Raw genomic sequence first — 23,370 nt, 5'->3', positions numbered from 1 at the left:
GAATTCAAAAAACGGCTGAAATTGTATTCAGCTATTTTAAAATTGTGGATAAGTTTCAGCTTATTCACAATTTATTTGTACTTGAGTAAACCCGTTCGATTTTACAGATTTCGATATTAAAATGCTGGTACCATTTTTCTTTACCTAAGTGTTGGGCAACTAAATGCTCAGCATCTTGTTGCCAGCGTTGAATATCTTCGAGGCTGTTCCAGTAAGACAACGCTATTTCAAAATCATTTTCACAACATGCTTCAAACTTAACACAGTGATATTGGCCGATTGCTTTATCTCTAAGCTTTTGTGCCATTTCGGTGTAAGTAGAATCCAATTGTCTAATGGTGGCTTTAAAAATAACGATATACATAGGACTCAGGCTTAATTTTCATCAGCTTGGTAAGGATTACTGATCCCAAGTTTTTTCAGAATCTCAATTTCCAAAGCTTCCATTTCTTCAGCTTCGGCTTCACTGGTTTCATGGTCGTAGCCGAGTAAATGTAAAATCCCATGCACGAGTAAGTGAGTGAAATGATCACTTGGTGTTTTTTGTTGCTCTGCTGCTTCTTGTAACACAACAGGAATACAGATGACCAAGTCACCTAAAGGCTCTGCTTCGAGTAAGCTGAGCATTTCTTCTGGAATATCGCTTGGAAAAGATAAGACATTGGTTGGTTTGTCTTTCTCTCGGTATTGCAAATTCAGTTCATGACTTTCTGTAAGATCAACGCAAGCAATGCCAATCTCACAATCTGCGTCAAAACCAACATGACGTAATGCAGTTTCAATTTGTTTTTTGATTTGACCACGCTTCAATGGTAAATCATTAGCTTGAAAGTCTTGTTGAAGACTTAAATTGATTTTCAAAATAGATCCTTAAATATAAATTGCATCTACAAACTTAGAGTGAAACTCAATGGGATAGAAAGAAGACTGGAGGATTGCTTTACTGCATATTGATCCAATTTGTTGCATCATTTGTCTTTTCATGTGCCATCTTTCAAAAAATTGATGATCCATAAGTTTGCTGACAAAACACAAAACTATCCTCATTTAGATCACTGTAGGCTACTCACACTCATATACTTAACTCGGTAATGACCATGGAGCCTACAGATTTCAAGTGCCTTTTTTTAATATCACACTAAAAGCATATTCATTAATGTTGAGCGTCAGCTTTCTCATCATTTTCTGCTACCAGTGCTTCTTGTCTCGCTTTGCGTTCAGCACGAGCTTCTGCTGACAAACGTTGTTGTTCGCTGTCCCAGCCTTCATAAGCTTCGACAATTTTTTGTACCAGTTGGTGACGCACTACATCTCGAGAGTGGAAGCGCGTGATATGAATTTCATGGACGTTTTCAAGAACACGTAAGGCATGAGCCAAACCTGATTGCTGACCACGAGGTAAATCCACTTGTGTTACGTCACCCGTTATCACCGCTCTTGAACCGAACCCTAGGCGTGTAAGGAACATTTTCATCTGTTCAGGCGTTGTATTCTGAGCTTCGTCCAAAATGACAAAAGAATGATTCAATGTACGTCCGCGCATATAGGCGAGAGGTGCTACTTCAATCACTTGGCGTTCAATGAGTTTAGCTACTTTTTCAAAGCCCAGCATTTCATATAGGGCATCGTAAAGTGGTCGAAGGTAAGGATCAATTTTTTGAGTTAAGTCACCTGGTAAAAAACCAAGTTTCTCACCTGCTTCAACTGCAGGACGTACCAGTAAGATACGTTGAATTTCATTACGTTCGAGCATATCTACTGCTGCAGCGACTGCAAGATAGGTTTTACCTGTACCCGCAGGCCCTATACCGAAGGAGATATCGCTTTGTAAGATACGTTGTACATAGCGTTTTTGATTTGCGCCACGTGGATTGATGCGGCCTTTACGCGTTTGTAGCCAAACGTTATCAAGCCCAGTATGTTCTTGATCAGAGTCATCCAAAAATTCACGATCAGTTTGAGATCCTTGAATCATTAAATGAAGTACATCCGCACTGATTTGAGAAGAAATTTCAGATTCTTGAAAGAGCCGTTGCAAAAGTGCTTCGGCTCGTTCGACCGCTTCGATATCACCGTCTAAGTAAAAGGCATCGCCTCGGTGAGTTATTTTGACATCTAAACGTTGTTCGATTTGTTTTAAATGCCCGTTATACGCACCGAGCATGCTTTTTAAACGTTCCATGGAAATTTCAGGGAACGTTACTGTACGTCGAATCGCTGCAGTCAAGAGAAACCCTTTATGTTGTCTTGTAAGAATACCCTTACATTACGCCACGTCAGGTTCAAGATTCAAGAGTTCACCATAAACTAAATTTAAAGTTTTGATTTCAGTAATCTCAATTTCAGCAAAACGTCCAACCCAAGCTGCATCACCGATAAAAGTAACAAGACGAGTGTTGTCCGCTGTACCGATCAGAAGATTTGGATCTTTATCAGAAACTTTTTCAATCAGTACGCGTTCAATTTTACCCAGCATCGCATCAGTTTTATCGATACTAGATTGTTTAATCACTTGTTGTACTTGTGCTAAACGATCTTTTTTCACTTGCTCTGGAGTGTCATCAGGAAGTTCAGAAGCAGGTGTACCAGGGCGTTTTGAATAAACGAAACTATAAGAGTGGTCAAAATCTAAATCTTTAATAAACTGCAAAGTCTCAGCGAAGTGCTCATCCGTTTCGCCAGGGAAGCCAATAATGAAGTCACTTGATAAATGCATATCAGGGCGAACTTTGCGTAGTTTTGCGATTTTATCGATGTAGACATCAATCGTGTGATTGCGCTTCATGGCTTGCAATACATCGTTTGAACCACTTTGTACAGGTAAATGCAAATGCGAAACCATCTGAGGCAAATCACGATAACATTGAATCAACTCATCAGAAAACTCTAATGGGTGAGAGGTGGTATAACGTAAACGACCAATCCCTGGAATTTCAGCAACTAAGCGCAGTAATTCAGGGAATGTGCAAATGCCACCTTCAAAGGTTTCACCACGATAACCATTTACATTTTGACCAAGCAGGCTAATTTCACGAACACCTTTCTCTGCCAATCCAGCAATTTCTGCTAACACATCATCGAGAGGGCGCGAAACTTCTTCACCGCGTGTGTAAGGGACTACGCAGAATGAACAATATTTCGAACAGCCTTCCATGATCGAGACAAATGCTTTAAAACCTTCAACACGTGGTTCAGGTAAGAAATCAAATTTCTCAATATCTGGAAAAGAAATATCAACTAATTTGATTTTTTCTTTCTTTGGCTTTTCCACTTGGGCTTGATGCTGATCAAGCATTTGTGGCAAGCGGTGTAGGGTTTGTGGACCGAATACCATGTCGACATAAGGTGCGCGCTTTTGAATGTTGTCACCTTCTTGAGAAGCAACACAGCCACCGACACCAATCACTAGGTCAGGATTTTGTTCTTTCAGTTTGCGCCAGCGACCAAGCTCACTAAAGACTTTCTCTTGCGCCTTTTCACGAATTGAACAAGTGTTCATTAACAAGATATCAGCTTCGTTTGGATTTGTGGTCAGAACGTAGCCGTGTGAGTCGCCAAGCAAATCTGCCATACGATGACTGTCATACTCATTCATCTGACACCCTTGAGTTTCAATATATAACTTCTTCATTGAAACATCAGTGGTGTGCGTTGGCTGGGTAACAGTGTTTTCTGAGGCAGCTTTTGTAGCACTAGGAGTGAATGTTTGAACCGTCATGCAGGCTCCTAAACGAGGTGGATTTAAACAAACCGCGGATTATAGCAGCATTTTTGAATGTACGCTGAGAATAAAAAAATGACTAAAATGGACACTTTGTGGATGAAAATACGTGAATTTTAATGAATATGAATCAGCAAGTTACATAACACAACAATAGAAAGACTTGAGAGTTATTAAACTATAATCGCAGGCGAAATTAGGCAAATGTATCGATGAAGATGAATAAGCAACACAATTCAGTTCCACACCTCAAAATAAAACTAAATAACAAGAAAATCTTACAACGTAGTTTTGTTGTTGGTGGTTTGCTTGCGTGTTCGTCTGTTTATGCTTTAGATGATCAGTTTAATGATGCTTTACGTGCTGCGAATGCGGGGAATACCGCATTGCTCGATCAGTACCAATATGAGATGCAAAATGATGTTTTGGGTTACTACCCAGAATATTGGAAATTGAATAGTAATCTTGGGTTTCAGCCAGCATCTTCAATTATCAATTTTGCGCAACGTTATCCAAAGTCTGCAATGGCTGAAAAGTTAGCAGCAGATTATGTTGAAGAAAAGGTAAAACAAGCGAACTTTAGTGAGGCAAAACCAGTCCTCAGTTATGTAACGAACCCTGATCAAGACGAAAGTTGTGCTGTGGCGCAGGTTCGAGCTCAAACTGGGGATAGTTTGGTTTATGCAGAATATAAGGATATTTGGTTGGCAACAAATACCCAACCTGAATCATGTAATGGTTTGGGGCGTATGATGTTATCAAGCCCCTTAATGACTGCTCAAGATCGTAAACAACGTTTATGGGGACAACTTAGAGCTGGTCAGTCGGGGCAAGCAATCGCAACTGCACAAACTATGGGTTTAAGTTTATCTCTGGCCCAGTTTAATCAAATTCAATCTAATCCTCTCGCGTACCTATGGAGTGCGCCAAAAGCCAATGACGCGGATTACGCCTATTTAATTTTTGCGTTAGGTCGCGTAGCAGATAGTGATTTAACTAATGCTTTAGGCAATGTGCAACGTGTTGCTCAAGATTTACCAAGTCCAGTACAAAAATATTTGTATCGTACTATCGGCTATGTTGGTGGTACAACTGTAATGAAAAATGGTTTTAATCGTGAAGTATTAAATGCATTTGATAAGAGTTATGGTTATCCATTTAGTCCTGAAGAAGCTGAAATTTATGCGCGTCAAGCGGTGCGATTTGGTGCATGGGAAAGTGTAATTCGTGCAGTAGACTCAATGTCGGTCACACAAAAACAAGAAGATCGTTGGCAATATTGGTTGGCTCGCGCATCAGAGCAAAGAAATGACAAAGACTCGAAGTTAGCAGCTCAACAAATTTATCGCAAACTAGCGCAAGCTGGTGATGATTATCACAACTTGCTTGCTAAAGATCGTTTAGGTGAGCGATACAATCATCAACCTTATAATGAACAACCAAGCGCACAAGATATTCAGCGTTTAAACCAAAATATTCACTTTAGACGTGCATTCGCTTTACGTGATATTAATGCTCCTGCCAATTATACCAATAGAGAATGGAACTGGGCTGTCAGACAGGCTTATCTACAAAAAGACGATGGTTTATTATTGGCGGCTGCTAAGCGCGCACATGATATGGGCTGGTATGATCGAGCAATTTATGCGGCTGATCGAACCAGCACTCGACACAATGATACCTACCGTTTTGCAACGCCGCATCGTAGTAATGTGACTAGTCATAGTTACAATGCTGGTATTGATCCAGCTTGGGCGTATGGTTTAATGCGCCAAGAAAGTCGATTCGTGACCACAGCGAGGTCGCATGTCGGGGCTGGTGGTTTGATGCAGATCATGCCAAACACGGCCAAATTGATTGCTCGACAAATGGGAGAAACCTATAACCCTGCGGCATTGAGTGAAATGAACACGAATATTCGATATGGGACATTTTATCTTTCGATGATTCATGGTCAATTGAGCGGAAATGCAGTGCTTGCGACAGCGGGTTATAATGCTGGTCCAAATCGTGCACGTCGTTGGCAACCTGATTTTCAACCAATTTCGGCTGATCAATACACTGAGTCAATTCCTTTATTAGAAACACGTGACTATGTAAAACATGTCATGACCAATGCAACACACTATGGGGTAGTGTTAGGGCAGGGACCTCAATCTCTGGAAAAACGTATGAGTATTATTCCTGTACGTAATGAACCTTAACGCATGGCATCGTTGAACTTGAGATAATGAAGTTTTTGTATTTGATGAAATCAATGTGCTTGATGAAGGAATCAATGTTTAGGGCTATACAGATACTAATCTGTTATTTAGCTCTTTCATTTGCTGTTCCATTATATGCAGCGGACAAAGCTGATATTGCTGGATATGTGATGCATGTCCAAATGACACCTGCTGTCTGTTCATTTGATTCTTCACGCCAAAAACAACGTAAATGTTTAGAAGGTTATTCTTTGACGATCTCAAGTTTATTACCTGAAGTTCCTGTTGGTCGAGACTGTCAAACAAAATCATCGGCTAAATTATCCCCCCTACAAGCTAAAGTGGTTGCACGTGTGATGCCTGATGAAAATGCACGGGTACAACTTTGGCAAAATGTCGGTGGCTGTGTGCCAATGAATGCGAGTCAATATTTCAGAACGATTATTAATTTTGCGGAACGGTTAAAAATACCTGCTGATTTGACTAGCCCTAATACGATTGAAGTACAAAAAGAAAATTTAAGGCAGCAATTCACTAAACTAAATCCTTCTCTACCACCCAATGGAATTCGATTTACTTGCCAAGCATCCAAATTTGACTCTATTTTGACTGAGATTCGAGTGTGCTATCAGAAAAACGGTCAGTACAAACAGTGTTCGAGTCATGTGGTCACAGGATGTCCAAGTGAATTTACAATTAAAGGAAGTTATTAAGCTTTTTTTCTGAATTAATTTGTATTTTCTATCAGACTTTTGTTGAAATCCATTCTCTTTTACATGCATCTGCGTTCGCTTTAGAGTACAATCTTTGCCGTTTATGATAATTCGGTTGAATAACAAAAGAATTCAATCGTGCTAACGCATCTCATTGGAGAATATCACATGAAGCAACCCGTTCGTGTTGCCGTTACAGGCGCTGCAGGTCAAATTGGTTATAGCTTATTATTCCGTATCGCTAGCGGTGAAATGTTAGGTAAAGATCAACCTGTAATTTTACAATTGCTTGAAGTTCCTTTTGAGAAAGCTCAACAAGCGCTTAAAGGCGTAATGATGGAACTTGATGACTGTGCTTTCCCATTATTGGCAGGCATGATCGGGACTGATGATCCAGAAGTTGCATTTAAAGATGCTGACTATGCGTTATTAGTAGGTTCACGTCCACGTGGTCCTGGTATGGAACGTGCTGACTTATTGAAAGTAAATGGCGAGATCTTCATTGGTCAAGGTCAAGCTTTAAATAAAGTTGCTAGCCGTGATGTTAAAGTATTAGTTGTTGGTAACCCAGCAAATACAAATGCTTACATCGCAATGAAATCTGCTCCAGATCTTCCAGCGAAAAACTTCACAGCTATGCTGCGTCTTGACCACAACCGTGCATTAACTCAACTTGCTCAAAAAGCTGGCGTTGCAGTTTCTGACATCGAGAACATGACTGTTTGGGGTAACCACTCTCCAACTATGTATGCTGACTACCGTTTTGCAACTGCAAATGGTGTAAGCTTAAAAGACAAAATCAACGATGCTGAATGGAATAAAGATGTATTCCTTCCAACAGTTGGTAAACGTGGTGCTGCGATCATCGAAGCACGTGGTTTGTCTTCTGCTGCTTCTGCTGCAAACGCTGCAATTGACCATATGCGTGATTGGGCGTTAGGTACAAATGGCAAATGGGTAACTATGGGTATTCCTTCTGACGGTTCTTATGGAATTCCTGAAGGTGTAATGTTTGGTTTCCCTGTAACAACTGAAAACGGTGAATACAAAATCGTTCAAGGTTTAGAAATTGATGAATTCAGCCGTGACCGTATCAACTTCACTCTTAACGAGTTAGAAGAAGAACGTGCAGCGATTGCTGACATGGTTAAATAATTTGTCATTTTGATAAATTATGAAAAGCACTCTCTTGTAGAGTGCTTTTTTATTTTAAGAAACAAAATACAACAAGAAAATATAGAGATATGCCTGCAAGTTAATACAGTTTATTGTTAGATTATTTATTAGATGGGTTTTACCTAAGGAGAAGAAAAAATGTTTGAACAACAACCAACACTTGAACTTTTATTTGAACAATTGGGGCTTGATGCAGATGAAGTTTCGATGGAAAACTTTATTAAAACTCATCAATTGAGTGCTAGCCAGAAATTACACGAAGCTGATTTTTGGAGTGCTGGGCAACGAGACTTTCTTAAGAGTCATTGGGATAAAGATGATGAATGGGCTATCGTGATAGATGAGTTGAATCAGCAACTACATGTTGATAGTACAACTTAATAAGAAAAGCTCACATCAGTGAGCTTTTTTATGGATTAAACTTATGAACCATTCTTCTTGGCGGGCTTGATTAAAAGCTGGATGTGCATTTAACAACTGCAAGTCGTGATCTACACATGCCACATATTTTTTTAACCAATGTCGAGTCATCGCAAACTCTTCTTTACTTGCAGATGCATAAGCCAAAAAGAAGTAAATATCTAGATGATCGTAGTGAGCGAGAGGCTTTAGGATTTGCTGTGTAATAATCGCAAAACGTTGTTCTTTGGTTAGCTCAAAATAAATCATATAAGCTTTGGCTAAATTCAACGAGAGATCAAGATAAAGGCTTAATGGCATTTCCTCAAATTCAATTCGAGCTTGCTCAAGTAGCACGATGGCTTCTTGCAAGAAATGCAATTGTTCTTGACGGACATGACTGAGTACAACCAATTGCAGACGTAAGTCAGCTCTTTCTAAAGCAAGTTCAGGTGTATTTTCACTTAAATAGAGTTGGTCTGTTTTACCAATTCGATTTACTACATGTTTCGTTTCATTTGACATCAGTTTATCCAAAACCTTGATCTATGCATGCATATATAGGGCTTTATTTTGCAATTTAAAGGTTTAGGCATTCCAAAGCGAATTTCCACTGCGTAACCATGCTGTAATTGATAGACGTTGCTGTTTTGAAAGCAACACTTCATGTAGTAAATCACTTTGGAAGATAGCAAGCCGATTAGGCAATGGTTCAATGGTATGCCATTGTTCATTTTTATCTTGCAAGCGTAACTGACCGCCAAAGTCTTCTTGCCACTGTTCATGTAAATAAAAAACAGTTGAAATCATGCGATCATTCTTTTTCTGAGGATTATCTCGATGTAATGCATAAAATTCACCTGCGTTGTAACAGGCAAAATGAGCTTCTACTTCTTTGATTCCCAAATAAAACGCTTGATTTAATAACTGAGACAAGTTCTTTAATGCATTAATATGTTGTTGCGCGATCGGTAATTGTTCATCAATCCACAATATATGATCGCTACGTATATGACTCACAATACCATTTTGAATGCCTGCAGCTCTGAACTCAGCAAGATGTGAATTGCATTCGTTTACTAGGGAGTTTACAAATGCAGCAGAATAAACATTATCTATAACGGCAAAACCTGATTCATTTAAATCATCCAAAACTTTATCTAAATCCCACGATTCAGGAAGAGAACTTTGCTGCATATATTTCCAATAGATCTTGGTGAAGAGGCTGTATGATCTTAGTCGATCACATCAACGCTAAAGAATACTTTTTTCATTCGTGATAAACTACCCTTTGAATTGAGGAATAATTGTCAACATGAATTACCGTCACCATTTCCATGCGGGTAACTTTGCCGATGTTATGAAGCATGTACTTTTGCTTCAACTGCTCGCTCGTTTAAATGCTAAAGATAAACCTTATCGATATATAGATACCCATGGCGGTGCAGGTAAATATGATTTATCTACGTCTGAAGCACAAAAATCAGGTGAGTTTTTAACGGGTATCCATCGTTTGGTCAAGCTTGACGATTCGATTAAACGTAATGCACCTGAAGGCGTAAAACAATATCTTAAAATTGTTGAAGATATGCGTGCAGGTTCAGGTAAAGGTGCTTATCCAGGTTCACCTTGGTTTGCGCTTGAAGGCATGCGTGATATTGATAAAGCAACTATATTTGAAATGCAGCGTGATGTGTTTCAACAATTGTATTTTAATATTCGCGATAAACGTGCGGGCTTACATGAGCGTGATTTTTATGAAGGTTTGATGGGTGTCATTCCGCCTAAAGAAAAACGTGGATTGGTCATGATTGACCCACCATACGAAATCGAACGTAAAGATTTCCCTCAGTTAGTTGAGTTGTTACAAGCTGCACATAAAAAATGGCCGACAGGTGTTTTTGCTGTGTGGTATCCAATTAAAGATCGCGCGATGATTGACCGTTTTGAGAAGAAAATGTTTAAGACTGGTATTCGTCGCCAATTAATTTGTGAAATTTGCGTATGGCCAGATGATACTCCAGTTGGATTAAATGGTTGTGGTTTATTGGTGATTAACCCACCTTGGAAATTTTCAGAAGATGCAGATCAAGCCTTACAATGGCTTTTCCCTCATTTACGCATGAGTGAAAATGGTGGTCATGCTGCAGTGCGTTGGTTGGTGGGTGAATAAGCCCATCAATGTCAAACTATTCTCGAGGAATTGAAAATAATGACAAATTCTCCTAAGTCAGATTCTGATTTGAAGAAAGAAGAGCTTTCTTTTGATGGGATCACCTTTGAAGTCGAAGAAGAAGAACAAACGCATGAAGGGCAAAAAGTTAAAAGACGCGGCATTTATTTATGGCCAAATCTGATTACAACAGCGGCATTACTTTCAGGTTTTTATTCGATCATCGCTAGTATGAATGGTAATTTCACTCAAGCTATTTATGCGATTTTCTTAGCAGCATTGTTAGATGGTTTGGATGGTCGAGTTGCTCGTGCAATCGGAGCACAAAGTGCTTTTGGTGAACAGTATGATTCACTTTCGGATTTATTAGCCTTCGGTGTAGCTCCAGCTATTTTGATGTACAGTTGGAGTCTCAATGATTTGGGTCGAATTGGTCTAGCTTGTTGTTTTATTTACACAGCCTGTGCAGCATTTCGACTTGCACGCTTCAATGTACAAATCGGTGTTGTGGATAAACGTTACTTTATAGGAATAGCAAGTCCATTAGCTGCTGTAACCGTTATTTCAATGGTATGGGTGAGTCAAGATTATCCACTGGTATTTGATTTAAATGACATCATAATACAAATCATCAACGCCGTGATTATGGTTTCGATTGGTTTGCTTATGATTTCAAATATCAAATACTATTCATTTAAACAAATGGATCGCAAACGTGTTCCTTTTGTAGTCATGTTGCCTGTAGTCTTGATTTTTGCTGCAATCACCTACAATATTCCTGTAGGGATACTTGTTGTATGTATCATCTATGTGTTGTCTGGTTTTGTAACGACACTATTAGCTAAAAAAAATGATTCCAAAATAACAATCTAAATAAAAGGAGGTTCGGCATGCCATTGTTGATGAATAATAGTCAATTAAAGCAGCTGAACCTCAATAAGTCAGATGCTTTAACTTTTTACCCACCCAAAGGTTTATTTAAAATTGTTTATCAAGGTTTGATTCTACCCAATCTGCCTGCACCTTTTCATTATGTAAATTTCATTAGTTTGATCGGGCAACCTCGTATTCCCATTTGTTATAATCCAAGTGCAATTTCCACAACAGCGATCGATACAGCTACAGTGTTGGTAAGCAGTAGCTTATCAACAGTTGGACATCTAAAAAGTTATAGTGCAAAAGAACAGTGTCAATTTGAGACTGATTCTTATCAGTTTTTAGATGTTGATCAAATTCATGTTGATTTTCCAAACTATTACTTCAAACGAAATGACAATGAATTTAGCTGTGATTTAAGGGTAAATATCTGTTCTGAAATAGAAAATCATACAGCATTGCACTGGGGCGTTGCTGACTACTGGTATGTACAATGTCAGTGCGTTGGGGAAATTGTTTATAAAAATCAAAAATATTTGATTGAGACCAAAGGTATTTTAAAACATGCAAGGGCGGTATATTTACCTTTTATTGCTTTTCACTTTTTTACATATCAAATCATTCATATTAATGAAGAAATTCAAGTCATCCTTTCAGAATTGCGCAACCAATGGAATAACGTAATTTTCTCTCGAATTGAGGTTCAAACCAGCCAACAAGGTTCGACTCTTTATGATCGAAATGTAGTTTTTGATACCCTTAGAGTATATCCAAAGATTCAAACTCCTAATGGACGTGAGATGTATCTTCCACGTGAATTCATTTGGCAATATCAAGAAAATGAAGAAGTTATCTTTCAATTACACGGACAGAGTAGGGGCGATTATAAATTTGGTCTAGCGGCGGGTTATGTTGGTAGTTTTAGTTATGATTTATTTTGGAATAATCAGTCCTATCAAGGGAGTGGGTATTGTGAATACATCGATTGTCGACCTTTGCATTGGCAAGAAAAAAGTAAAACTGAACAAATCTTAGACCAAATTCCACATTTTCAGCCTTATTTGTGTAAAAAATAATCTATCAGTTTAAATATTAAAATAAATTCCAATAAATCACTTGCAACCATACTGAAATGCTGTAGAATGCACATCCATCGGCGGTGATGCGGATAAAAACTTGTTGAGAAACAAGGATTTGGCTAAAGTGGTTAGATTCTTGGGTTGGTTGATAAGTTTTAAAAATATCTAAATTACCTGTTGACTTTAAAGAAATTTAGAGTAATATAGCCGACCTAGCTTGATGATGACGAATCATCGAGAAGATCATTAAGAGAATAGAAGAACAACTTGTGTGGATTTTTACTGGTTGATCGATCGAATATATTTTCATTGATTGAATGGTAGAAATTTCTCGAAGTTTATTTGAGCGAATTTTTAGTCAGAAAATTGATGAGCCAGAATTAGCACCTTGTCTTAACTAAGGTGCAAAATGATTTTAACTGAAGAGTTTGATCATGGCTCAGATTGAACGCTGGCGGCAGGCTTAACACATGCAAGTCGAGCGGAGATGAGGTGCTTGCACCTTATCTTAGCGGCGGACGGGTGAGTAATGCTTAGGAATCTGCCTATTAGTGGGGGACAACATTCCGAAAGGAATGCTAATACCGCATACGTCCTACGGGAGAAAGCAGGGGATCTTCGGACCTTGCGCTAATAGATGAGCCTAAGTCGGATTAGCTAGTTGGTGGGGTAAAGGCCTACCAAGGCGACGATCTGTAGCGGGTCTGAGAGGATGATCCGCCACACTGGGACTGAGACACGGCCCAGACTCCTACGGGAGGCAGCAGTGGGGAATATTGGACAATGGGGGGAACCCTGATCCAGCCATGCCGCGTGTGTGAAGAAGGCCTTATGGTTGTAAAGCACTTTAAGCGAGGAGGAGGCTACTGAGACTAATACTCTTGGATAGTGGACGTTACTCGCAGAATAAGCACCGGCTAACTCTGTGCCAGCAGCCGCGGTAATACAGAGGGTGCGAGCGTTAATCGGATTTACTGGGCGTAAAGCGTGCGTAGGCGGCTTTTTAAGTCGGATGTGAAATCCCCGAGCTTAACTTGGGAATTGCATTCGATACTGGGAAGCTAGAGTATGGGAGAGGATGGTAGAATTCCAGGTGTAGCGGTGAAATGCGTAGAGATCTGGAGGAATACCGATGGCGAAGGCAGCCATCTGGCCTAATACTGACGCTGAGGTACGAAAGCATGGGGAGCAAACAGGATTAGATACCCTGGTAGTCCATGCCGTAAACGATGTCTACTAGCCGTTGGGGCCTTTGAGGCTTTAGTGGCGCAGCTAACGCGATAAGTAGACCGCCTGGGGAGTACGGTCGCAAGACTAAAACTCAAATGAATTGACGGGGGCCCGCACAAGCGGTGGAGCATGTGGTTTAATTCGATGCAACGCGAAGAACCTTACCTGGCCTTGACATACTAGAAACTTTCCAGAGATGGATTGGTGCCTTCGGGAATCTAGATACAGGTGCTGCATGGCTGTCGTCAGCTCGTGTCGTGAGATGTTGGGTTAAGTCCCGCAACGAGCGCAACCCTTTTCCTTACTTGCCAGCATTTCGGATGGGAACTTTAAGGATACTGCCAGTGACAAACTGGAGGAAGGCGGGGACGACGTCAAGTCATCATGGCCCTTACGGCCAGGGCTACACACGTGCTACAATGGTCGGTACAAAGGGTTGCTACACAGCGATGTGATGCTAATCTCAAAAAGCCGATCGTAGTCCGGATTGGAGTCTGCAACTCGACTCCATGAAGTCGGAATCGCTAGTAATCGCGGATCAGAATGCCGCGGTGAATACGTTCCCGGGCCTTGTACACACCGCCCGTCACACCATGGGAGTTTGTTGCACCAGAAGTAGGTAGTCTAACCGCAAGGAGGACGCTTACCACGGTGTGGCCGATGACTGGGGTGAAGTCGTAACAAGGTAGCCGTAGGGGAACCTGCGGCTGGATCACCTCCTTAACGAAAGATTGGTGACCGGTAAGAATCCACAACAAGTTGTTCTTCGAAGATGTATCTGAGGGTCTGTAGCTCAGTTGGTTAGAGCACACGCTTGATAAGCGTGGGGTCACAAGTTCAAGTCTTGTCAGACCCACCACTACTGACGAAGTGATGAATAATCACAAGCTGCTAGATAAAAAGATATGTCGTTCATTATGATTAAAGCTGGGGACTTAGCTTAGTTGGTAGAGCGCCTGCTTTGCACGCAGGAGGTCAGGAGTTCGACTCTCCTAGTCTCCACCAAATTCGAGGGTAAACAAAGCAACGCTTTGTCCGAGAATTTAAGCAAACAGCTATGCTGTGCGCAGGCACACATAGAACGAAGCTTAGAGCTAAAGATTACAGAACTTAGTAAGCAAATAGCTTCTTAACTTCTGTGATTTATCACAGTTTACTACTCGCTGACGAGGCGGTAGTTAATCATTAACAGATTAGAAAATTGAGTCTGAAATAAATTGTTCACTCAAGAATTTAAGTTGATCGAAGTAATTTGATTGATTTAAACATATTGAGAACTAGTAAAAACACTGAATCAAGCGTTTTGGTATATGAATTTAGATTGAAGCTGTATGGTGATTAAATTCACAGACAACAAACCAGTAGCAATTAAGTTTGCAACGATAACACTCACTTGTATGTGTTAACGACTGTTTGGGGTTGTATAGTCAAGTAATTAAGTGCATGTGGTGGATGCCTTGGCAGTCAGAGGCGATGAAAGACGTGATAGCCTGCGAAAAGCTCCGGGGAGGCGGCAAATATCCTTTGATCCGGAGATTTCTGAATGGGGGAACCCACCCGCTATAAGGCGGGTATCATAAACTGAATACATAGGTTTATGAAGCGAACGAGGGGAAGTGAAACATCTCAGTACCCTTAGGAAAAGAAATCAATTGAGATTCCCTTAGTAGCGGCGAGCGAACGGGGAGCAGCCCATTAAGTTATGTGTGTTTTAGTGGAACGCTCTGGGAAGTGCGAACGTAGAGGGTGATATTCCCGTACACGAAAGGGCACACATAATGATGACGAGTAGGGCGAGGCACGTGAAACCTTGTCTGAATATGGGGGGACCATCCTCCAAGGCTAAATACTCCTGACTGACCGATAGTGAACCAGTACCGTGAGGGAAAGGCGAAAAGAACCCCTGTGAGGGGAGTGAAATAGATCCTGAAACCGCATGCATACAAGCAGTGGGAGCCGACTTGTTCGGTGACTGCGTACCTTTTGTATAATGGGTCAGCGACTTATATTCAGTAGCGAGGTTAACCGAATAGGGGAGCCGTAGAGAAATCGAGTCTTAATAGGGCGTTTAGTTGCTGGGTATAGACCCGAAACCAGGCGATCTATCCATGAGCAGGTTGAAGGTTGGGTAACACTAACTGGAGGACCGAACCCACTGTCGTTGAAAAGCCAGGGGATGACTTGTGGATAGGGGTGAAAGGCTAATCAAGCCTGGTGATAGCTGGTTCTCCCCGAAAGCTATTTAGGTAGCGCCTCGGACGAATACCATTGGGGGTAGAGCACTGTTTCGGCTAGGGGGTCATCCCGACTTACCAAACCGATGCAAACTCCGAATACCAATGAGTACTATCCGGGAGACAGACTGCGGGTGCTAACGTCCGTAGTCAAGAGGAAAACAATCCAGACCGCCAGCTAAGGCCCCAAAATCATAGTTAAGTGGGAAACGATGTGGGAAGGCATAGACAGCTAGGAGGTTGGCTTAGAAGCAGCCACCCTTTAAAGAAAGCGTAATAGCTCACTAGTCGAGTCGGCCTGCGCGGAAGATGTAACGGGGCTAAAACTATGTGCCGAAGCTGCGGATGTATACTTTGTATACGTGGTAGGGGAGCGTTCTGTAAGCCGATGAAGGTGTATTGAGAAGTATGCTGGAGGTATCAGAAGTGCGAATGCTGACGTGAGTAACGACAAAACGGGTGAAAAACCCGTTCGCTGAAAGACCAAGGGTTCCAGTCCAACGTTAATCGGGGCTGGGTGAGTCGACCCCTAAGGCGAGGCCGAGAGGCGTAGTCGATGGGAAATTGGTTAATATTCCAATACTTCTGTGTAATGCGATGAGAGGACGGAGAAGGTTAAGTCAGCCTGGCGTTGGTTGTCCAGGTGGAAGACCGTAGGCATGCATCTTAGGCAAATCCGGGGTGCTCTATGCTGAGAGTCGATAGCAAGCTGTACTTGTACAGTGAAGTGGCTGATACCATGCTTCCAGGAAAAGTCTCTAAGCTTCAGTTACACAGGAATCGTACCCGAAACCGACACAGGTGGTCAGGTCGAGTAGACCAAAGCGCTTGAGAGAACTCTGCTGAAGGAACTAGGCAAAATGGTACCGTAACTTCGGGAGAAGGTACGCTGCTGACGGTGATGGGACTTGCTCCCTGAGCGGTTGGCAGCCGCAGAAACCAGGCCGCTGCAACTGTTTATTAAAAACATAGCACTCTGCAAACACGAAAGTGGACGTATAGGGTGTGATGCCTGCCCGGTGCTGGAAGGTTAATTGATGGGGTTAGCGTAAGCGAAGCTCTTGATCGAAGCCCCAGTAAACGGCGGCCGTAACTATAACGGTCCTAAGGTAGCGAAATTCCTTGTCGGGTAAGTTCCGACCTGCACGAATGGCATAATGATGGCGGCGCTGTCTCCAGCAGAGGCTCAGTGAAATCGAAATCGCTGTGAAGATGCAGTGTACCCGCGGCTAGACGGAAAGACCCCGTGAACCTTTACTGCAGCTTGACATTGAACTTTGACCTTACTTGTGTAGGATAGGTGGGAGGCTTTGAAGTTGGAACGCTAGTTCCAATGGAGCCGTCCTTGAAATACCACCCTGGTAATGTTGAGGTTCTAACTCTGTCCCGTAATCCGGGACGAGGACCATGTCTGGTGGGTAGTTTGACTGGGGCGGTCTCCTCCTAAAGAGTAACGGAGGAGTACGAAGGTGCGCTCAGCGTGGTCGGAAATCACGCGTAGAGTATAAAGGCAAAAGCGCGCTTAACTGCGAGACCCACAAGTCGAGCAGGTACGAAAGTAGGTCTTAGTGATCCGGTGGTTCTGTATGGAAGGGCCATCGCTCAACGGATAAAAGGTACTCTGGGGATAACAGGCTGATACCGCCCAAGAGTTCATATCGACGGCGGTGTTTGGCACCTCGATGTCGGCTCATCTCATCCTGGGGCTGAAGCAGGTCCCAAGGGTATGGCTGTTCGCCATTTAAAGAGGTACGCGAGCTGGGTTTAGAACGTCGTGAGACAGTTCGGTCCCTATCTACCGTGGGCGCTGGAAATTTGAGAGGATCTGCTCCTAGTACGAGAGGACCAGAGTGGACGAACCTCTGGTGTACCGGTTGTCACGCCAGTGGCATCGCCGGGTAGCTATGTTCGGAAGGGATAACCGCTGAAAGCATCTAAGCGGGAAGCCTACCTCAAGATAAGATTTCCCTAGGAATTTATTCCTCTAAAGAGCCGTTCGAGACTAGGACGTTGATAGGTTGGGTGTGGAAGCACGGTGACGTGTGAAGCTGACCAATACTAATTGCTCGTGAGGCTTGACTATACAACACCCAAACAGTTGTTGTATTCAAGATAAATTCAATACATAACTTGATTTAGTGTACAAACTAGTTACAATACAGACCAATTATCTAATCCGTTAATAACTCTTTGGATCGTAAGTAAGGCAAACATTATTAATTAATGTGAATAAGACCCGAAAACACCACAACAGTTTGCTGGCGACAATAGCAAGAGTGAACCACCTGATCCCTTCCCGAACTCAGAAGTGAAACCTCTTCGCGCTGATGGTAGTGTGGCGTTTGCCATGTGAGAGTAAGTCATCGCCAGCTTTTAAATCTAAAACACCCCCTCCGCATACGCAGAGGGGGTGTTTTTTATTGCGTGGTTGAAAATAGGGTTTATGCTAATATCCCTATAAAGACTTAGATTATTTATAATGATGATTCAAAAGAATATTTTATGGGTAGATTGTTGTACAGCTGCTTTAGCAGGTTTAATAGTTTTGTTTACAGCACAATGGTTGAGTCAAATTTATCATTTACCAAAAAACATCATCATTTTCATTGGTTGTACTAATTTATTGTATGCATGTTATTCATTTATATTAGCAAATTATAGAAGGCGATCAGCTACTCTCATCAATATTCTTGTGATAGCAAATGGATTTTGGTGCATCATTTGTTTGATTATAATATGGTGGTTTTGGCATGAAATGACGATATTGGCGATTATGCATATTGGTGGAGAAGCAATTTTTGTCGCTACTTTCGCTAAATTCGAGTATCTCTGGAGAAATAGGCTAGTAGTTAGTGACTTTATTTCATAGTTAATATTAAATCTAAGAGCTATAAAAATCATTAAGCTTAAATAAATCAAATATATATAAAAAATTAGTAAAAATTCTGAACTCGAATTTCTATAATAGCTAAAAAGTCAGGTGTGTTTTTTGTTCTATTTTTAATCTAAATATTTATAAAATGGATCATTTAAATGAAAATTTGATTAAGTGGTTATTCTAGTTTTCATCATTTACATAGATATAAATAATAGATTATTGAAAAAGTGGAGTATAAATATAATGGAAAACAATTGGTTGAGAGAGAGAAGAAGTTATTGTTGGAAAAATTAAAAATTCGTTTTGAAAACAACATGCATCGACATTTGAACTTAAGTTGGTATCAGGTTGAGGAAAGATTAAAACAAGTACCAGATAAATTATGGTCATTGCATCAAATGGAAGAAACAGCTGGAGAACCTGACGTAGTATCAATATATTCAGACTCATCTGACATCATATTTTATGATTGTTCATTAGAATCACCCAAAGGTCGCAGAAGTCTTTGCTACGATCGAGAGGCACTAAATTCACGGAGAGAACATAAACCAATTAGCAATGCTGTTGATGAAGCAGAAGTGATGGGAGTTGAATTGCTGACAGAAGAGCAATATAAGCAATTACAGTCTATTGAGCATTTTGATTTACAGACGTCGAGTTGGGTGAAAACGCCAGATGATATTCGGGTGAAAGGAGGGGCTATCTTTTGTGATTGTCGTTATGGACGAGTTTTCACTTATCACAATGGTGCTCAATCTTATTATTCAACTCGAGGATTTCGTAGTTTGTTAAAAATCTAAGTTCCATTGGGATGAATGATTTTTTGTAGGAAGTTAAAGTAAACGAACCAATTGAATATTTTTTTAATTTTAAATTTTGCCAAGCGCTTGCTTGGTTTTTGTGGTTTTGATACCTTAGTGCTCACTAAATATTCGAAAACAATGACCAATAATCGCCAGGAAGCAAGCATGCAACTTAATCCCTTATATTATACTGAGCAACATTTAGCCTTTGCTGAGAGTGTTAGGCGCTTTACTGAAAAAGAGATTAGCCCTTTTATTAATGAATGGGATGAAGCAGAAACCTTTCCTCGAGAGCTTTATAAAAAAGCAGCCGATATTGGCTTGCTCGGCGTTGGCTTTGATGAAAATTATGGAGGTATTGCTGGGACGGATGCATTCTATACTCTACTTGCCTCAGTCGAGCTAGCAAAATGTGCATCAGGCGGTTTGGCTGCATCTTTACTTTCACATACGATCGGTACACCACCAATTCAACATTTTGCTCAAGAAGAAGTAAAAGCTGAAGTATTACCAAAAATTTTATCGGGAGAGAAAATTTCTGCATTGGCAATTACTGAACCGAGTGGTGGTTCAGATGTTGCGGCTTTAAAAACTAAAGCGGTGCGAGATGGTGATGATTATATTGTCAGTGGTGAAAAGACCTTTATTACATCAGGTATTCGTGCAGATTATTATTCTGTTGCGGTGAGAACTGATCCCGATGCGAAGGGGGCTAATGGTATTTCAATGTTGCTGATTGATGCACATAGTGAAGGCATTACAAAATCAAAACTAGATAAAATGGGTTGGTGGGCATCGGATACAGCTCATTTGCATTTTGATAATGTGCGCGTGCCAGCTAAAAATTTACTCGGCGCAGAAAATATGGGCTTTTTCGTCATCATGAACAACTTCAACATGGAGCGTTTTTTTCTTGCTGCCAGTAGCTATGGTTATGCATTGGTTTGTTATGAAGAAGCTTTGGATTGGGCCCAACAGCGTCAGACTTTTGGTAAACGCTTAATTGATCATCAAGTCGTCCGTCACAAGTTGGTGGATATGGCGACACGTTTAACTTCAACTCGCGCATTATTGGAAGATACAGCCTACCGTTTAGGAAAACCCGAATTACAGGGAAATGAACTGATTGCGCAAATTTGTATGCTTAAGAATGTTGCAACACAAACTATGCAATTCTGTGCTGATGCTGCGGTACAGACATTAGGCGGTATGGGCTTTATGCGTGGTACGAAATCAGAACGTATTTATCGTGAAGTAAAAGTCAACATGATTGGTGGTGGGGCAGAGGAAATCATGAAAGATCTTGCCAGTCGCCAACTGGACTATTAATACATATTTTAAAGGCTTTGAATCAAGAGGAAGTTGGTTTAAAGCCTTATCCGCATAACAAGAATGAGTTAAATAATAATTTAGGAAAAAGGCATGGATGGTTTATCACTTAACCCAATTTATTACACATCTGAACATCTAGCTTTTGTAGATAGTGTTAAACGCTTTGTTGAAAAAGAAATTTCACCCTATGTAAATGAATGGGATGAAGCAGGCACTTTTCCGCGAGAACTTTATCAAAAAGCTGCTAGCATTGGTTTACTTGGTTTAGGTTTCGATGCAGAACATGGTGGAATTCCTGAAGCTGATGCATTTCATGTATTGCTTGCTGCAATTGAGATGGCAAAAGCAGCATCGGGTGGGGTTCATATTTCATTGATGATTCATAGCATTGGTACTCCACCGATTCATCACTTTGCACGTCCTGAGATTCGTGATGAAGTTATGCCGAAAATTATTGCAGGTGAAAAAATCTCAGCCCTAGCGATTACTGAACCGAGTGGTGGTTCCGACGTTGCCGCTTTAAAAACAAAAGCGGTTCGTGACGGGGATTATTATATTGTGAGCGGAGAGAAAACCTTTATTACTTCAGGTATTCGAGCTGATTATTATACGGTTGCGGTACGTACAGATCCGAATGGAAAAGGTCCAAAAGGGATCTCGATGCTTTTGATGGATGCGCATAGTGAAGGGATTACAAAATCACCTTTAAAAAAGATGGGATGGTGGGCTTCTGACACAGCTCACCTACATTTTGATGAAGTGAGTGTACCAGTAAGTCATTTGCTCGGTCAGGAAAATGCTGGTTTTAAAGTGATTATGAATAACTTTAATATGGAGCGTTTTTGGCTAGGAGCGATAGCCTATGGTTATGCATTGGTTTGCTATGAAGAAGCTTTGGAATGGGCACAACAACGTAAAACCTTTGGTAAGCGCTTAATTGATCATCAAGTGGTACGTCATAAACTTGTCGATATGGCTACGCAACTCACAGCTACTCGTGCTTTGTTGGAAGATACTGCATATCGTATGGGAAAAAAGGAACTGCAAGGTAGTGAGCTCATTGCACAGATATCAATGCTTAAGAACGTTGCTACTCGTACGATGCAATTCTGTGCTGATGCTGCGGTACAGACCTTGGGTGGTATGGGTTTTATGCGAGGTATGAAGTCCGAACGCATTTATCGTGAAGTGAAGGTGAATATGATTGGTGGTGGTGCCGAAGAAATTATGAAGGATTTGATTAGTAAGCAGTTGCAATATTAATTGGTAAAAAAGGGGGTGATCACTAATTCATCCCCTTTTAAAATTATGTGGATTCAATCCACTCATGATTTAAAATCGCCCAACGCTCATGATCTTTCCATTCTTTACCACCAACGCGTAAATATTGGCGTGAAAACCCTTCTTTAACAAAGCCTGCTCCTGCCACAAGGTGAATGGAGCGAGAATTTTCAGGTTGGATATTCGCTTCTAATCGATGCAAGTTCAGTGTTTGAAAAGCTTCTTGTAAAATAAGTTGAAGCCCATGTCGCATATATCCAAGACCTATATATGGATAAAAGGCTTCATAGCCTATATAAGCAGAATGAAAGTGACCTCGAATGATATTCGATATATTAAAGGTTCCTACAATTGTATGGTTTTCAGTTAAACAGACAAAATAACGATATTCTTGCTGTAGGTATTGTTCAAAATCTGTAGGAGGATATGTCCATGGTTGATGTAGATGAACACTATTTTGGTAGGCTTTTTTGATTTCAGCTAAATCACTGAGTTGAGGCTTACGTAAATAGATCTGACTCATTTCAAAGCCATTTCCCAAACCATTTCAGTCAATTCATCAATTTTCACTTTACCTTCTGGTCGGTACCATGTGACTGTCCAAGAAATAGAACCACCGACTAAACGTCGCCAAATAAACGCATCATGTTTGACTTTGCCTTGAGTACGTAATTTTTCAATCACATCAAGCCAGACTTGCTCATATTCATTACGCATTTTCAAAAGGTATTCTTGTTTTTCTTTAGAAAGCGCAAACCATTCATGTACCAGTACTGCCATTGCCGCACCAGTATCACCAGTAATTGAAATCAATTCAGCTCTAATTAAATCACGCAATTGTTGTTCAGGATCATTTGAACGTTCAGCCGCTTCTTTAAGCCGTGCAAAGTTATAAATAATGGTTTGCTCCATCACAGTAGCTAGAATGTCATCTTTACTTTTGAAGTGATGGAAGAGACTACCTGATTGAATACCAATAAATTCACCAAGTTGGCGAACCGTGGTTTTATCATATCCTTGCTTATAAAACAGATAGGCGGCACCTAAGAGCAAACGTCCACGTGGGCTATCGTCAAAACATACGATTTTTGGTATTTGCTCAATTGAAGTTGCGATCATGCCTGTCCGTCTATCCCGTTTAATCAAAGTGTATTGTATCAAAATTCATTTCATGAATTGTCTTATCTTTTTATAACAAGCATTTGCTTGATTTTGTCTGTTTTTGCTAATACAGCATATCATTCTGCACTTTACAAACCAAGCACTTGCTT

19 protein-coding genes, 2 tRNA genes and 3 rRNA genes are annotated in these 23,370 nt (G+C 40.8%); 16 read left to right on the top strand and 8 right to left on the bottom strand.

The window, feature by feature from the left end; genetic code table 11:
* Positions 1-64: 64 nt before the first annotated feature.
* From Q9Q86_RS10150 to miaB, 4 genes are all read right to left on the bottom strand, one after another.
* On the bottom strand, positions 65-364 hold the full coding sequence (locus tag Q9Q86_RS10150; RefSeq protein WP_112986895.1) for an antibiotic biosynthesis monooxygenase: 300 nt from the start codon (positions 362-364) through the stop codon (positions 65-67).
* Positions 365-375: 11 nt separating this feature from the next.
* Positions 376-861 carry an rRNA maturation RNase YbeY gene (gene ybeY / locus Q9Q86_RS10145; RefSeq protein ID WP_039047584.1) on the bottom strand — a complete coding sequence of 162 codons (486 nt, stop codon included), beginning with the start codon at positions 859-861 and terminating at the stop codon, positions 376-378.
* A 292-nt stretch (positions 862-1,153) separates the two neighbouring features.
* Positions 1,154-2,227, bottom strand: a complete 1,074-nt coding sequence (locus Q9Q86_RS10140) for a PhoH family protein (protein ID WP_004916462.1) — start codon at positions 2,225-2,227, stop codon at positions 1,154-1,156.
* Positions 2,228-2,266: 39 nt separating this feature from the next.
* The gene (gene miaB, locus Q9Q86_RS10135; protein ID WP_004958909.1) at positions 2,267-3,718 is read right to left on the bottom strand and encodes a tRNA (N6-isopentenyl adenosine(37)-C2)-methylthiotransferase MiaB; all 1,452 of its coding nucleotides are present in this window, start codon (positions 3,716-3,718) and stop codon (positions 2,267-2,269) included.
* A gap of 215 nt (positions 3,719-3,933) precedes the next feature.
* Between miaB and Q9Q86_RS10130 the strand changes: the two genes are divergently transcribed.
* From Q9Q86_RS10130 to Q9Q86_RS10115, 4 genes are all read left to right on the top strand, one after another.
* A complete protein-coding gene (locus Q9Q86_RS10130) occupies positions 3,934-5,925 on the top strand; it encodes a lytic transglycosylase domain-containing protein (RefSeq protein WP_112986896.1) in 1,992 nt (663 codons plus the stop codon).
* Between the two features lie 26 nt (positions 5,926-5,951).
* Entirely contained in the window at positions 5,952-6,638 is a 687-nt protein-coding gene (locus Q9Q86_RS10125; RefSeq protein ID WP_171057508.1) for a ribonuclease I, read from the top strand.
* A gap of 168 nt (positions 6,639-6,806) precedes the next feature.
* The gene (locus Q9Q86_RS10120) at positions 6,807-7,793 is read left to right on the top strand and encodes a malate dehydrogenase (RefSeq protein WP_004916445.1); all 987 of its coding nucleotides are present in this window, start codon (positions 6,807-6,809) and stop codon (positions 7,791-7,793) included.
* A gap of 159 nt (positions 7,794-7,952) precedes the next feature.
* Positions 7,953-8,195: a DUF2789 family protein gene (locus Q9Q86_RS10115; RefSeq protein WP_004916443.1), complete on the top strand. Its 243-nt coding sequence runs from the start codon at positions 7,953-7,955 to the stop codon at positions 8,193-8,195.
* Between the two features lie 15 nt (positions 8,196-8,210).
* Here Q9Q86_RS10115 and Q9Q86_RS10110 read toward each other — a convergent pair whose 3' ends face one another.
* The gene (locus Q9Q86_RS10110; protein ID WP_112986897.1) at positions 8,211-8,738 is read right to left on the bottom strand and encodes a hypothetical protein; all 528 of its coding nucleotides are present in this window, start codon (positions 8,736-8,738) and stop codon (positions 8,211-8,213) included.
* 63 nt (positions 8,739-8,801) lie between these two features.
* Positions 8,802-9,410, bottom strand: a complete 609-nt coding sequence (locus tag Q9Q86_RS10105; RefSeq protein ID WP_004916440.1) for a 2OG-Fe(II) oxygenase — start codon at positions 9,408-9,410, stop codon at positions 8,802-8,804.
* Positions 9,411-9,528: 118 nt separating this feature from the next.
* Between Q9Q86_RS10105 and Q9Q86_RS10100 the strand changes: the two genes are divergently transcribed.
* The 12 genes from Q9Q86_RS10100 to Q9Q86_RS10045 all read left to right on the top strand — a co-directional run bounded on the left by Q9Q86_RS10100 (position 9,529) and on the right by Q9Q86_RS10045 (position 22,081).
* Complete coding sequence (locus Q9Q86_RS10100; protein WP_112986898.1) at positions 9,529-10,386, top strand: 23S rRNA (adenine(2030)-N(6))-methyltransferase RlmJ; 858 nt, start codon at positions 9,529-9,531, stop codon at positions 10,384-10,386.
* 39 nt (positions 10,387-10,425) lie between these two features.
* Positions 10,426-11,259, top strand: coding sequence for a CDP-diacylglycerol--serine O-phosphatidyltransferase (pssA, locus tag Q9Q86_RS10095; RefSeq protein WP_087540924.1), 834 nt, complete (start codon positions 10,426-10,428; stop codon positions 11,257-11,259).
* 17 nt (positions 11,260-11,276) lie between these two features.
* Positions 11,277-12,338, top strand: a complete 1,062-nt coding sequence (locus Q9Q86_RS10090) for a DUF6670 family protein (RefSeq protein ID WP_039047591.1) — start codon at positions 11,277-11,279, stop codon at positions 12,336-12,338.
* Between the two features lie 419 nt (positions 12,339-12,757).
* Positions 12,758-14,294: ribosomal RNA gene (locus Q9Q86_RS10085) — 16S ribosomal RNA — on the top strand.
* Between the two features lie 59 nt (positions 14,295-14,353).
* A tRNA-Ile gene (locus tag Q9Q86_RS10080) sits at positions 14,354-14,430 on the top strand.
* A gap of 70 nt (positions 14,431-14,500) precedes the next feature.
* Positions 14,501-14,576 (top strand) — tRNA-Ala (locus tag Q9Q86_RS10075).
* A gap of 420 nt (positions 14,577-14,996) precedes the next feature.
* Positions 14,997-17,888: ribosomal RNA gene (locus Q9Q86_RS10070) — 23S ribosomal RNA — on the top strand.
* 174 nt (positions 17,889-18,062) lie between these two features.
* A 5S ribosomal RNA gene (gene rrf / locus Q9Q86_RS10065) occupies positions 18,063-18,177 on the top strand.
* The 16S, 23S and 5S rRNA genes sit together here with 2 tRNA genes alongside, the layout of an rRNA operon.
* Positions 18,178-18,284: 107 nt before the next feature.
* On the top strand, positions 18,285-18,674 hold the full coding sequence (locus Q9Q86_RS10060) for a hypothetical protein (RefSeq protein WP_112987559.1): 390 nt from the start codon (positions 18,285-18,287) through the stop codon (positions 18,672-18,674).
* A 323-nt stretch (positions 18,675-18,997) separates the two neighbouring features.
* Positions 18,998-19,483, top strand: a complete 486-nt coding sequence (locus Q9Q86_RS10055) for a DUF4256 domain-containing protein (RefSeq protein WP_235655798.1) — start codon at positions 18,998-19,000, stop codon at positions 19,481-19,483.
* A 168-nt stretch (positions 19,484-19,651) separates the two neighbouring features.
* Positions 19,652-20,815, top strand: coding sequence for an acyl-CoA dehydrogenase family protein (locus Q9Q86_RS10050; RefSeq protein WP_112987561.1), 1,164 nt, complete (start codon positions 19,652-19,654; stop codon positions 20,813-20,815).
* 93 nt (positions 20,816-20,908) lie between these two features.
* Positions 20,909-22,081 carry an acyl-CoA dehydrogenase family protein gene (locus Q9Q86_RS10045; RefSeq protein ID WP_112987558.1) on the top strand — a complete coding sequence of 391 codons (1,173 nt, stop codon included), beginning with the start codon at positions 20,909-20,911 and terminating at the stop codon, positions 22,079-22,081.
* 43 nt (positions 22,082-22,124) lie between these two features.
* On the opposite strand, the gene Q9Q86_RS10040 is transcribed toward Q9Q86_RS10045, so the two are convergent.
* Together Q9Q86_RS10040 and Q9Q86_RS10035 are read right to left on the bottom strand one after the other, a co-directional pair.
* Positions 22,125-22,622, bottom strand: a complete 498-nt coding sequence (locus Q9Q86_RS10040) for a GNAT family N-acetyltransferase (RefSeq protein WP_087539358.1) — start codon at positions 22,620-22,622, stop codon at positions 22,125-22,127.
* Positions 22,619-23,218: a TetR/AcrR family transcriptional regulator gene (locus Q9Q86_RS10035; RefSeq protein ID WP_004964166.1), complete on the bottom strand. Its 600-nt coding sequence runs from the start codon at positions 23,216-23,218 to the stop codon at positions 22,619-22,621. The genes Q9Q86_RS10040 and Q9Q86_RS10035 overlap by 4 nt, the downstream gene beginning before the upstream one ends.
* Positions 23,219-23,370: the final 152 nt, after the last annotated feature.

The organism is Acinetobacter sp. A22 (assembly GCF_030913345.1).
GTDB classification, from domain to species: Bacteria; Pseudomonadota; Gammaproteobacteria; order Pseudomonadales; family Moraxellaceae; genus Acinetobacter; species Acinetobacter junii.
This window is presented reverse-complemented; position numbering and strand designations above follow the sequence as displayed.